14 protein-coding genes are annotated in these 11,318 nt (G+C 35.0%); 6 read left to right on the plus strand and 8 right to left on the minus strand.

What is annotated here, in order from left to right; genetic code table 11:
* Positions 1–3: 3 nt before the first annotated feature.
* Complete coding sequence (gene lspA, locus A6I66_RS00685) at positions 4–513, plus strand: signal peptidase II (protein WP_067144804.1); 510 nt, start codon at positions 4–6, stop codon at positions 511–513.
* A gap of 179 nt (positions 514–692) precedes the next feature.
* A complete protein-coding gene (locus tag A6I66_RS00690) occupies positions 693–1,958 on the plus strand; it encodes an NAD(P)/FAD-dependent oxidoreductase (RefSeq protein ID WP_067144805.1) in 1,266 nt (421 codons plus the stop codon).
* Positions 1,959–2,026: 68 nt separating this feature from the next.
* Here the strand turns inward: A6I66_RS00690 and galE are convergent, their stop codons facing one another.
* Entirely contained in the window at positions 2,027–3,052 is a 1,026-nt protein-coding gene (galE, locus tag A6I66_RS00695; protein ID WP_067144806.1) for a UDP-glucose 4-epimerase GalE, read from the minus strand.
* Positions 3,045–4,178 carry a DegT/DnrJ/EryC1/StrS family aminotransferase gene (locus A6I66_RS00700; protein ID WP_067144807.1) on the minus strand — a complete coding sequence of 378 codons (1,134 nt, stop codon included), beginning with the start codon at positions 4,176–4,178 and terminating at the stop codon, positions 3,045–3,047. Before A6I66_RS00700 ends, galE begins: the two co-directional genes overlap by 8 nt.
* 227 nt (positions 4,179–4,405) lie before the next feature.
* Between A6I66_RS00700 and A6I66_RS00705 the strand changes: the two genes are divergently transcribed.
* The 3 genes from A6I66_RS00705 (at position 4,406) to A6I66_RS00715 (ending at position 6,694) form a co-directional block, all read left to right on the plus strand.
* Positions 4,406–5,644: a 3-deoxy-D-manno-octulosonic acid transferase gene (locus A6I66_RS00705; RefSeq protein WP_067144808.1), complete on the plus strand. Its 1,239-nt coding sequence runs from the start codon at positions 4,406–4,408 to the stop codon at positions 5,642–5,644.
* 77 nt (positions 5,645–5,721) lie between these two features.
* Entirely contained in the window at positions 5,722–6,045 is a 324-nt protein-coding gene (locus tag A6I66_RS00710; RefSeq protein WP_067145572.1) for a hypothetical protein, read from the plus strand.
* Positions 6,046–6,256: 211 nt separating this feature from the next.
* Positions 6,257–6,694, plus strand: a complete 438-nt coding sequence (locus tag A6I66_RS00715; RefSeq protein WP_067144809.1) for a hypothetical protein — start codon at positions 6,257–6,259, stop codon at positions 6,692–6,694.
* Between the two features lie 99 nt (positions 6,695–6,793).
* On the opposite strand, the gene A6I66_RS00720 is transcribed toward A6I66_RS00715, so the two are convergent.
* The 3 genes from A6I66_RS00720 to A6I66_RS00730 all read right to left on the minus strand — a co-directional run bounded on the left by A6I66_RS00720 (position 6,794) and on the right by A6I66_RS00730 (position 8,707).
* Entirely contained in the window at positions 6,794–7,123 is a 330-nt protein-coding gene (locus A6I66_RS00720) for a 2Fe-2S iron-sulfur cluster-binding family protein (protein ID WP_067144810.1), read from the minus strand.
* A 200-nt stretch (positions 7,124–7,323) separates the two neighbouring features.
* Positions 7,324–7,566, minus strand: coding sequence for a NifU family protein (locus tag A6I66_RS00725; RefSeq protein WP_067144811.1), 243 nt, complete (start codon positions 7,564–7,566; stop codon positions 7,324–7,326).
* 4 nt (positions 7,567–7,570) lie between these two features.
* Positions 7,571–8,707, minus strand: coding sequence for an Mrp/NBP35 family ATP-binding protein (locus A6I66_RS00730; protein ID WP_067144812.1), 1,137 nt, complete (start codon positions 8,705–8,707; stop codon positions 7,571–7,573).
* A 453-nt stretch (positions 8,708–9,160) separates the two neighbouring features.
* On the opposite strand from A6I66_RS00730, the gene A6I66_RS00735 reads away from it, so the two are divergent.
* Positions 9,161–9,559, plus strand: a complete 399-nt coding sequence (locus A6I66_RS00735) for a hypothetical protein (RefSeq protein ID WP_157614014.1) — start codon at positions 9,161–9,163, stop codon at positions 9,557–9,559.
* Positions 9,560–9,562: 3 nt separating this feature from the next.
* Here A6I66_RS00735 and A6I66_RS00740 read toward each other — a convergent pair whose 3' ends face one another.
* The 3 genes from A6I66_RS00740 to trmB are packed head-to-tail and all read right to left on the minus strand — an operon-like array spanning position 9,563 to position 11,197.
* Complete coding sequence (locus A6I66_RS00740; protein WP_067144814.1) at positions 9,563–9,895, minus strand: MGMT family protein; 333 nt, start codon at positions 9,893–9,895, stop codon at positions 9,563–9,565.
* Positions 9,892–10,521, minus strand: coding sequence for a LysE family translocator (locus A6I66_RS00745; protein WP_067144815.1), 630 nt, complete (start codon positions 10,519–10,521; stop codon positions 9,892–9,894). Before A6I66_RS00745 ends, A6I66_RS00740 begins: the two co-directional genes overlap by 4 nt.
* A 1-nt stretch (position 10,522) precedes the next feature.
* Positions 10,523–11,197 (minus strand): tRNA (guanosine(46)-N7)-methyltransferase TrmB, encoded by a 675-nt coding sequence (gene trmB / locus A6I66_RS00750; protein ID WP_067144816.1) that lies wholly within the window; start codon positions 11,195–11,197, stop codon positions 10,523–10,525.
* Between the last annotated feature and the right edge of the window lie 121 nt (positions 11,198–11,318).

An 11,318-nucleotide genomic window follows, 5' to 3' on the forward strand; every position in this document is an offset into this window, starting at 1 on the left:
TAGATGAAAATTACTAAACGTTCCATCTACATTTTTTTGGTTATTTTCCTAACCATTGCTGCCGATCAAATTTCAAAAGTGATTGTTAGAGCAACCATAGTTGGTAGAACCGATACCCAACCGGGCGAACGCATTCCTATTATTGGAGACTATTTCACTCTTATGAATGTGGAAAACACAGGAGCCTTTTTAGGCATGGGAAGCGATTTGAATCCAACCCTTCGTATTATTCTTTTATTAATACTGCCTATTGTTGTATTAGGTCTTGTATTAAGACACATTTTAAAAGACAAAACACTCGATAACTGGTCGCTTTTTGCATTTGCCAGTATTATTGGTGGTGGTATTGCCAATGTTTACGATAGAATTGTATATGGCTCAGTAACTGATTTTTTGTTTATAGACTTAGGTGGCGTTTTTAAAACGGGCATCTTTAATTTAGCCGATATGTCGGTGAGTGCTGGTATGATAATTTTACTATTAATGAGTTTTAAAAAGCAGAAAACGGCTTAAAAACACAGCATATATAAAATTTGTAAACGGACTAAAAATCAACTTTTTTTAGTCCGTTTTTGTATTTATAATACCTCTAAAATCTAACAAATTTTATCAACTCCTCTCTTACATTTCATAAAAAACACGTGTATCTTTGTAACAACTAAACATTGTTACACAACTACCAAAATTGTTCTATGAAAAAAGAAAAAACCATTATTATTGTTGGTGGAGGCTTTGCTGGTTTACAACTGGTCGATCAACTAAAAAATCAAAGTCATTTTAAAGTCATTTTAGTCGATTTAAATAATTACAACTTCTTTCCTCCGCTTTTATACCAAGTTGCTGCAGGATTTATGGAGCCTTCGGCTATTAGTTACCCTTACAGAAAAATATTACGAAATAAAAACGTAGGATTCCGAATGGGTGAACTGCAAGAGGTTATCCCTGAAGAAAACAAAATCATTTTAAGCAACGGTGAATTACACTACGACATTTTAGTCATGTCTACAGGTGCTGAAACCAATTTTTTTGGCAATGAAAATATCGCTAAGCTTAGCTTACCGATGAAAACCATTTCGGATGCTCTCGCGCTTCGAAATTTAATTTTTACACGACTCGAACGCGCTACACGTATTACCGATCCTAACAAAAGAAAAGCCCTATTATCTTTTGTTATTGCGGGAGCAGGCCCTACAGGCGTAGAACTTTCAGGGTTATTTTCTGAAATGCGTGCTCATATTTTAGCGAAGGACTACCCCGAATTAGACACTTCTGACTTAGGTGACATTTATTTAATTGATGGGCAGGATGCCGTATTGGCTGCCATGTCTAAAAAAACACAAGAATACACCTATGATAAGTTAAAAGACTACGGCATCAATATTAAACTAAATACCTTTGTTAATGACTTTAAAGATGATGTGGTTTACCTCTCTGATGGCACAGAAATTCATTCTAGAAATTTAATTTGGGCCGCGGGAATATCAGCAAGAACCTTTAAGGGTTTTAAAGAAGCATCTTATGGCCGTGGGAAACGTTTAAAAACAAACGGTCATAATTTAGTGGAAGGCTACAAGAATATTTATGCGATTGGAGACGGCTCTATAGTTATGGATGATAAAAAACACCCTGATGGGCATCCACAATTGGCACAAGTAGCCATTCAACAAGCGCTTAATTTAGGAAAAAACCTATTATCTAACGACTGGAAAGCCTTTAGTTATAACGACAAAGGATCCATGGCCATTATTGGCACCAACAAGGCAGTTACCGATGGTCCTAACCAAAAATTCTTCCTAAAAGGATTTATAGCCTGGTGGGTTTGGATTTTTGTACACATCATGTCGTTAGTTAATTTTAGAAATAGAATGCGCGCCTTTTACGACTGGATGGGATACTACATCAACAAAGACCAATCTTTTAGAATGATTATTCGTCCGAAGGAAAAGAGTCAGAAATAGATAAAAAAAAGCATTAAAACTTCAACTTGAGGTTTTAATGCTTTTTTAATTTTAGTAAAAACGGAAGCTTACTGTTCCGCTCTTACTTTTTGTTCCCACTTCCAAGCCGAACGCATCGCATCGTCTAGAGAAAGTTTTGTTTTCCAGCCTAACTCATCGTTAGCTTTATTCGTATCGGCATATGCAGAGATGATATCTCCCGCTCTTCTACCTACGATTTTATAATTTAATTTTTCACCAGAAACTTTTTCAAAAGACTTTACAACTTCTAAAACTGAACTTCCCGTTCCTGTTCCTAAGTTAAAGGTTTCATAGTTCGCTTTGTTTTTTCCTTCTAACAAACGTTTTAAGGCTACCACATGTGCTTTAGCTAAATCTACAACGTGAATATAATCTCGAATACAGGTACCATCTGGCGTAGGGTAATCGTCACCAAAAACAGATAATTGCTCACGTAAACCAATGGCTGTTTGGGTAATAAACGGCACTAAGTTTTGAGGTACTCCAATAGGAAGCTCTCCTATTGCAGCAGATTCATGAGCTCCAACAGGATTGAAATAGCGCAGTGCTATAGCTTTTAAGCTTGGAACCACTTTACAGGTATCACTAATAATTTCTTCTCCTATTTGTTTGGTATTTCCATAAGGGGATTCAGCTTGTTTTACTGGGGCATTTTCTGTGATTGGTAGCTCATCTGCCTGACCGTAAACCGTACAAGAAGAACTAAAAATAAAAGAGGCTTCAGGTAGTTTTTTCAACTCTTTTAAAATATAAACTAGGGTGCTTATATTGTTTTCATAATACAATAAAGGCTCTTGTACACTTTCGCCAACAGCTTTACTTGCTGCGAAATGTATCACACCGTTGATATCGTTATGTTCAGCAAAAAAAGCTTCAACGCCAGCTTTTTCTTTTAAATCTAACTTTTCAAAAAGGGGTGTTTTACCTGTTATGGCTGTAATGCCGTCTAATACTTTTTCAGAAGAATTCGATAAATCATCAATAATAACGACTTCATATCCTTCATTCTGTAGTTCTACTACAGTGTGCGAACCTATAAAACCTAGGCCGCCTGTGACTAAAATTTTACTCATTTAAATAGCTTATTATAGTTGTTGTTATAAAATGTATTTGTTCGTCGTCCAATTCGGTGTGCATAGGTAATGAAATCACTTCCTTAACCAATTGATTAGTCACTTCAAAATCGGCTTCATTATAACGCTCATCTACATAGGCTTTTTGTCTATGTAGTGGAATTGGATAATACACACCACAAGGAATGTCATTTTCATTTAGGTGCTTTACTAAGGCATCACGATCTACACCCTTAACTTGTAAAGTATATTGGTGAAACACATGATTATCTATATCGCCATAACGATAAGGCGTAACAATATTTTCAAGACCCTTAAAAGCCGCGTCATATTTATTTGCAGCTTCAATTCTACGATTATTATACTTATCTAAAAGTGGTAGTTTAGCATCTAAAACCGCAGCCTGAATACTATCTAAGCGTGAATTAACCCCAACGACATCATGATGGTAACGTTCGTACATTCCGTGATTTACAATTCCGCGAATGGTATGAGCTAAATCATCATCATTTGTAAAAATAGCACCACCATCACCATAACATCCTAAATTCTTAGATGGAAAAAAAGAAGTCGCTCCAACATTCCCTATGGTTCCTGCCTTTACTTTTGTACCATCGGCATAGGTATAATTGGCTCCAATAGCTTGGGCGTTATCTTCAATTACAAATAAATTATGAGCTTTTGCTAGCTCCATAATCGCTTCCATATTGGCACATTGCCCAAAAAGATGCACTGGTACAATCGCCTTGGTTTTTGGCGTAATAGCGTTTTTAATCGCTTCTATATTAATATTGAAATCATCTGCATTAACATCAACTAAAACGGGAGTTAATTGAAGTAAGGCAATCACCTCAACCGTAGCTGCAAAGGTAAAATCAGCAGTGATCACCTCATCCCCAGGTTTTAAACCTAACCCCATCATTGCAATTTGAAGGGCATCGGTACCATTGGCACAAGGAATAACGTGCTTTACGTCTAAGTAAGTTTCTAGGTTTTTCTGAAATTCGTGAACCTTAGGACCGTTTATGAAAGCGGTGTTTTCTATAACTTCTTGAATGGAAGGATTAACAATATCTTTTATCTCACTATATTGACCTTTAAGGTCTACCATTTGAATTTTTTTCATCTAAAAAAGAGTTAAGCCCGCTAAATTAAAAATTGCTAAGACTAATTTTAATGAAACTCAAACTGAGTTTACAGTACACAAATTTACAAAATGATTGTGTTTCTATAGTCGTTTAAAAAGAATAATATAGCGGGAATTTGGATAAATTTCAGCACTAAATTTCAATAAATTATGCTTTTAATTCCTATAATATTTTAAAGTCATGTATTTTAGCACAAAGAAAAATAGTGGATTTACTTTACAATATAGGCACCCAAATAACTAATGCGGTATTACCTCTTAGCGGCATTTTTAGTGATAAACTAAAAAAGGGCGTTATTGGTAGGAAAAACACCTTTTCTGTATTAAAAAACGCATTAAACCCCAGCGACAAAACCCTTTGGTTTCACTGTGCTTCCTTAGGTGAGTATGAGCAAGGTCTCCCTGTTTTTCAAGCGTTACGCCAACACTATTCGGAACATAAAATTGTGCTGAGTTTTTTTTCACCATCGGGCTATGAAATTCGCAAAAACAGTCCCATTGCCGATGTTGTCGTTTACTTACCTATAGACACCAAAGCACATGCTAAACGCTTTTTAAACCTTGTAAATCCCGAGCTTACTATTTTTGTTAAATACGATATTTGGCCCAATTACTTAAAGGAATTAAAAAAACGTCAGGGTAAAGCTATTTTAATCTCGGCAGCTTTTCGAGAAAACCAGCCATACTTTAAATATTATGGAAAACCTTTGAGGGATGCCTTATTTGCTTTCGAGCATATTTTCACTCAAAACGAATCCTCTCAAACCTTGCTTCATTCTATAAACTATCGAAATACAACCGTTACAGGCGACACTAGATATGACAGGGTTTACAACCAATTAAGTATCGATAATACTTTAGATTTTATTAATACTTTTAAAGATAATAAATTATGCGTGGTTGCAGGTAGCACTTGGCCTGAAGGCGAAGCAATGCTAATAAATTTCATCAATAACCATGGTGATAAAGACATCAAGTTTATCATTGCGCCCCACAATATAAAATCTGATCAGATAAATTATATTCAAAAGCAAATTAAAGCACCAACCGTACTTTATTCTAACAAACAGCATAGTAATTTGGTTCACGCCAAAGTATTTATTGTAGACACCATTGGCATACTCACAAAAATATACAACTATGCTGATATCGCTTATGTAGGCGGTGGGTTAGGTCATACGGGGTTACACAATACTTTAGAGCCAGCTGTTTTTGGTATTCCAATAATTATAGGAAATCACTACGATAAATTTCCTGAAGCCAAAGCGCTCATAGAAAACGGAGGGATGTTTTCAATTGCCACCCAAATTCAATTTGATACCATTTTAACAGAATTGGTTGAAAACCCAAAAAAGCGACACGCTACTGGCTTGCTAAACGAAGCGTTCATTAAAAAGAATAAAGGTGCTGTAATCCAAATCTTAAATTATCTACGTATATTATAGCGTTTAACGCAATGCTTTTTTTTGTTATTGTGTTAAATACATGTTTAAAACTAAATATTAACACCAAACCCGAAAAAATGAAAAAAGTAATTTTAAGTACCGTTTTATGTGCCGTTTTATCTTTAAGTTTCACATCTTGTAGAGATTCGAAAAAAGCAGAATCCGCTAAAGAAGCCATGCATGAGTCGGCAGATAAAGCAGGTGAAGCTATTGAAGACGCTGCTGATGCTACAGGCGAAGCGCTAGAAGATGCTGCTGATGCTACGGAGAACGCCGTTGAAAACGCTGTGGATGCCACTGGAGAAGCTTTAGAGAATGCTGCTGATGCTACTGAAGATGCTATTAAAGAAACGTCAGACAAGGTAAAAAAAGAAGCGAATAAAATTGGTGACGACAAATAATACGTCAACCTACATTATATTTTATAGGATTAGATTGTTAAACTACAATTTTATTCAAATTATAGATTCTTAATTTTAAATACCTCGATTTTTTTATATCGGATTTTCATTACAAATCAACGTAAAAAGAACTCGTCAAGATTATTCTTAAAAAAAAGTTATTAATTTAGTCCTAATAAATAATCAAACCAATATTACAAATTTCAAAATTATGAAAAAATCAATTTTAAGTACTTTAGCTCTCACAGCTTTAATCGTATCATTTACGTCATGTAAAGATAATGCCAAAGCAGCTGAAGCTACTCCAACAACTGAAGAACCTACAGAAGAAGTTATAGTTGTTGAAGAAGAGGAAATCGTAGTGGAAGACGCCACTGAAGAATCAGAAGGGGCTACAGAAGAAGCAGGTACGGTAGAAAAAGCCCATTCAACATCTTCAAGTGATGCTCCTTTAAATCACGATGGATCTTACGGCGATGTTAAGGATGCGGAAACTGTAGAAGTTACTTACTCTTATACAGTAATGGGAAAAGCAATCTCTGGATCTAAAACCTTTTCAGGACACCAAAAAGAAGTAGAAACTGCTGTTCAAAAGTTTAGTGATTCCCTTAAAAAAATTGATCCAAATATCAAGATTACATCGAAATAATTGTCTTATTTAATAGGAGACAAATACTTAAAAAGCCCCTAAATAAGGGGCTTTTTAAATTTATAATAGCTTTATATACTATAATGGCATTTTAAAAAATTAACTCTCTGGAGCTAATTCAACTTCAAGCCCTTCCATTTCTGGAGTTATTTGAATTTGACATCCTAAACGGCTATTGTCTTTTACGTCGAATGCCTCAGAAAGCATCGCCTCTTCATCATCACCCATTTCAGGTAAAACCGTATCACTTAAGACGTAGCATTGACACGAAGCACACATAGCCATACCACCACAAACTCCAATTGTTCCTTCTGGAGCTAGTTCATAGGACCTTACCACTTCCATAAGATTCATTGCCATATCGGTTGGCGCAACAATCTCATGTGTAACACCATCTCTGTCTGTTATTTTGATATTAATATCTTCCATTACTTAATTTTTGTTCGTGCAAACGCACCTCACATTAATTTTGAATACAAATTTAAACGAAGCACCTTTATTATTATAAGTTTTATAAGGGTAATTAAAAAAAGTTTCTAAAAAATATTAAATTTTTAAAATTCTATATTTTTTAGAAACCCTTTTGCATTGAAACAATAATTTAATTGAGGCTTTAACAGCTCTTTAAATTAATCTTCAATATTAATAACCTGCTTAATTTGAGGCGCATATTTTTTAATAGTCATTTCTACACCAGATTTAAGTGTCATTTGATTCACACTGCACCCTACGCAAGCACCTTCCAAACGTACTTTTACCAAATTATCATTTTCAATAGATAGCAATGAAATGTCACCGCCATCACTTTGTAAAAAAGGACGAATTTCTTCAAGTGCTTTTTCAACATTCATTTTTAACTCTTCTGATGTCATATTCTTATTTTTTAACCGCTGCACAACCAGCCATTGTTGTTATTTTAATAGCCTCTGTAGGCGGTAAATCATCGTTTCTTCGAACCACTTCCTGAACTACATTCTGAGTGATTTTTTCGAAAGCTTTTTCTAGAGGTGTTCCTGTTTGAAGTGCTGCAGGACGACCAACGTCTCCAGCTTCTCTTATACTTTGTACCAGAGGTAACTCACCTAAAAACGGTACTTTTAAATCCTCTGCTAGGTGTTTTGCTCCTTCTTTTCCAAAAATAAAATATTTATTATCTGGTAATTCTTCTGGTGTAAAGTACGCCATATTTTCAATCAATCCTAAAACAGGCACATTGATGCTGTCTTGTTGAAACATCGCAACTCCTTTTTTAGCATCAGCTAATGCCACATTCTGAGGCGTGCTTACAATAACAGCCCCAGTTATAGGCAGCGACTGCATGATACTTAAATGAATATCTCCAGTTCCTGGAGGTAAATCTAACAATAAGAAATCCAGTTCTCCCCAGTGGGCATCAAAAATCATTTGATTTAAAGCTTTAGCGGCCATTGGTCCTCTCCAAACTACCGCTTGGTTAGGCTGTGTAAAAAAACCAATAGATAACACTTTGACGTTATAATTTTCGATGGGTTTCATTTTCGATTTCCCTTCAATATTAACGGCTAATGGTTTTTCGTTAACCACATCAAACATGATAGGAATTGAAGGCCCGTAAATATCGGCATCTAAAACACCAACTTTAAAGCCCATTTTCGCTAATGATACAGCTAAATTTGCTGTAACGGTAGATTTCCCTACACCACCCTTTCCGGATGCCACAGCGATAATATTTTGAATCCCTGGAACAGGCTTGCCTTTAATCACATTTGGTTTTGGAGTTTCTGGCGCTTCAACTTTTACATTGACTTTAATTTTAGCCTTCTCGTAAACCTTTTCGTGAATGGTTTTTAAAATATCAACTTCAGTACGTTTTTTCGCCTGAAGACTTGGGTTCTTTATAGTAATTTCAACAATAACTTCGTCTCCAAAAGTTACCACATTTTTAACAGCCCCACTTTCAACCATGTTTTGTCCTTCTCCTGGAACTGTAATGCTTTCGAGTGCTGTTAAAATATCTTTCTTATTAAGCTTCATTTATTCAAATTAATTCTAACTACAAAGATAATTAATAATGCGCTAAGACGGAAGTGCTATCCTATAAGTTTTGTTTATAATTAACTTTAGTTTAAGGTTATATAGCCGTAAGTTTTGTAGCCATTTAACTGCTAATTGACTTATTAAACTAATACCCACTTCATTTACAAAGCTTAAAACTTCATATAAACAACGGTTTTATTGCTAATTTTCACCTGTTAAAAACAGCAAATTCTAAAAGCAGGTCATGATAAATTACGAAGAATGCATTAAAGATTTTTTTATGCATACATAACATACTTGTTTAAAGAATTTCGTATCTTAGTGAAGATCAAACTAGTATAAAAACGACTATTTTCAGTATAACCCAAATCGTATATTGAAGTTTTTAATACTTACATAGGTTCGTACAACCTAAGGCACCTACATAATAACAGTTTAATATAACTAATTATGTTTAAGATGTTTAACTTCGAAAGCAAAGCCACGCGAGAGGATTGTAAATTCATAATTGACATTATAAATAACTATTCTGAAGATCAATCTATCAAAAAATTAATTTCACCAATTTCTGATGAATACTATTTATTAGATGAAAAAAACCAAGTTTCAATCTGTATTGCCGATGACGAAATAATACTTGCAAATCACATTTACCTTTACAAAAAAGCTTTTAATCTAGCCTTTACCAGCGATCTTAAGAAAATCATTAAGAGACAAATGGAAAAAGAAATGCAGGATTTAAAGAAAACACTCTTTAAGAATGAAATTAATCTTTTAGATAAAATCTTGAAGCTTTCTGCTCGTAAGAAAAAAGCGCTTACCATAACGCCTAACTTAAAATCAAGCTAATCGTTACTGCAATGCTTCAGATGGATTCCAAAACACTTTCTCGAAACTTTGAATTTGGTTGTCTTTTACCACAACACCTTCATTTTCGAGAAGCTGCTGCATTAAATTTGTACCCTCAAAATGATGCTTGCCCGTTAATAAACCTTTCCGGTTTACTACGCGGTGCGCAGGCACGTCCTTACCATGCGCATTATTCATGGCGTAACCAACCATCCTTGCACTTCGCGGAGCACCCAGATAGTTCGCAATAGCCCCGTAACTCGTTACACTTCCATAGGGAATTTGCTTTACCACATCATATACACGTTCGAAAAAACTTAGTGTTTCTGGTTTCATGATCCTCTTATAATTCCTATAATAGTCACTATAGACATGATAGCTGTGATACCCCCAATAAGGCGGTTCATATTTTTCTGAGAAGTAAGAGCCTTACTCTTTATTTTATCAAAAAAGAAAATATACAAATACAAGGTCGCAAATGATCCCATAACAGCTCCAGCGACATAAGAAATCACACTAATTTTCTCGAAAGTTATCCAACCCAAAGAAGCCAAGGATATGGTCATATAAGCTTGGTACGGTATAGGAAACACGTTTAAAGCAGACATGAGTACCCCTTGAAAAAAACGGCTGTGCTTACTTCTTTTTTGAAGTTTGACTTCCTTAGGTTCCTTGGACTTTGCTATAAACAAAAAGTAAATGGTAATTAAAATGAAGATAACAACGGCCACACGCCTTAGCACATCAACCACTTCGGGGTTTGTACTTAAGTAACTTGCAAAAATGGAAGCAATATAGGTTTGACCTAAAACTACAATACAGGCTCCTATGGAGAACATAATACCGCGAACATGACCTTCTTTAAGACTAATTTTTGCCGCAGTCATGTTTAACAAACCCGGAGGAATAACACCTAAAAAAGCGAAGATAAAACCTAATAAAAATACAATTGTAACCTCCAAACTATTTGATTTTAAACCTGATATAGGTAATCGCTTTGTTTTGCTCTAAGTACTGCGATTCATAAAAGGTCTGAATGGAAGTTACTTCTTCTGGACTTCCCTCTTGCTTATACACATTATGATTAGCATAAAGTACTTCATGCCCAGCACCATGTAGTAAACCAAGGGTGTAACCATGCATAAATTCACTGTCTGTTTTTAGATTAACCACACCATCTGGTTTTAATATTTTCTTGTAACGCTCTAAGAAGGTTGCGTTTGTCATACGATGCTTGGTACGCTTATATTTTATTTGTGGGTCTGGAAATGTAATCCATATCTCATCGACTTCACCTTCGGCAAAAGCGTGATCAATAAGCTCTATTTGAGTACGTAAGAAAGCTACATTTGAAATTCCATTTTCAATGGCAGTTTTTGCCCCGCGCCAGAATCGCGCCCCTTTGATATCAATTCCAATGAAATTTTTATCTGGATATTTTTGAGCTAAAGCCACAGAATACTCACCTTTACCACAACCTAACTCTAAAACTAAAGGGTTGTTATTTTTAAAAACTTCAGTGCGCCACTGCCCTTTTAATTTGAATTGAGATTCTACAAGTTCATCTCTTGTAGGTTGAAATACATTTGAAAATGTTTCGTTTTCCTTAAATCTTCTGAGTTTATTTTTACTTCCCAAGGTGTGCTAACTATTTTTAATTATTTAATTTCACTGCTGTAAGCGTTTGCAAAAGTATGACAACGTTAAGCTATTTTAAAACAATGAATTAACAATTAATTATTATTTGAAATAGATTTGG

The organism is Pseudotamlana agarivorans, from assembly GCF_001642835.1.
Taxonomy (GTDB): domain Bacteria; phylum Bacteroidota; class Bacteroidia; order Flavobacteriales; family Flavobacteriaceae; genus Pseudotamlana; species Pseudotamlana agarivorans.

Coding starts and splice junctions, on each gene's coding strand:
- lspA (WP_067144804.1), top strand. CDS start 4: ATGAAAATTACTAAACGTTCCATCTACATTTTTTTGGTTATTTTCCTA.
- A6I66_RS00690 (WP_067144805.1), top strand. CDS start 693: ATGAAAAAAGAAAAAACCATTATTATTGTTGGTGGAGGCTTTGCTGGT.
- galE (WP_067144806.1), bottom strand. CDS start 3,052: ATGAGTAAAATTTTAGTCACAGGCGGCCTAGGTTTTATAGGTTCGCAC.
- A6I66_RS00700 (WP_067144807.1), bottom strand. CDS start 4,178: ATGAAAAAAATTCAAATGGTAGACCTTAAAGGTCAATATAGTGAGATA.
- A6I66_RS00710 (WP_067145572.1), top strand. CDS start 5,722: ATGAAAAAAGTAATTTTAAGTACCGTTTTATGTGCCGTTTTATCTTTA.
- A6I66_RS00715 (WP_067144809.1), top strand. CDS start 6,257: ATGAAAAAATCAATTTTAAGTACTTTAGCTCTCACAGCTTTAATCGTA.
- A6I66_RS00720 (WP_067144810.1), bottom strand. CDS start 7,123: ATGGAAGATATTAATATCAAAATAACAGACAGAGATGGTGTTACACAT.
- A6I66_RS00725 (WP_067144811.1), bottom strand. CDS start 7,566: ATGACATCAGAAGAGTTAAAAATGAATGTTGAAAAAGCACTTGAAGAA.
- A6I66_RS00730 (WP_067144812.1), bottom strand. CDS start 8,707: ATGAAGCTTAATAAGAAAGATATTTTAACAGCACTCGAAAGCATTACA.
- A6I66_RS00735 (WP_157614014.1), top strand. CDS start 9,161: ATGTTTAAGATGTTTAACTTCGAAAGCAAAGCCACGCGAGAGGATTGT.
- A6I66_RS00740 (WP_067144814.1), bottom strand. CDS start 9,895: ATGAAACCAGAAACACTAAGTTTTTTCGAACGTGTATATGATGTGGTA.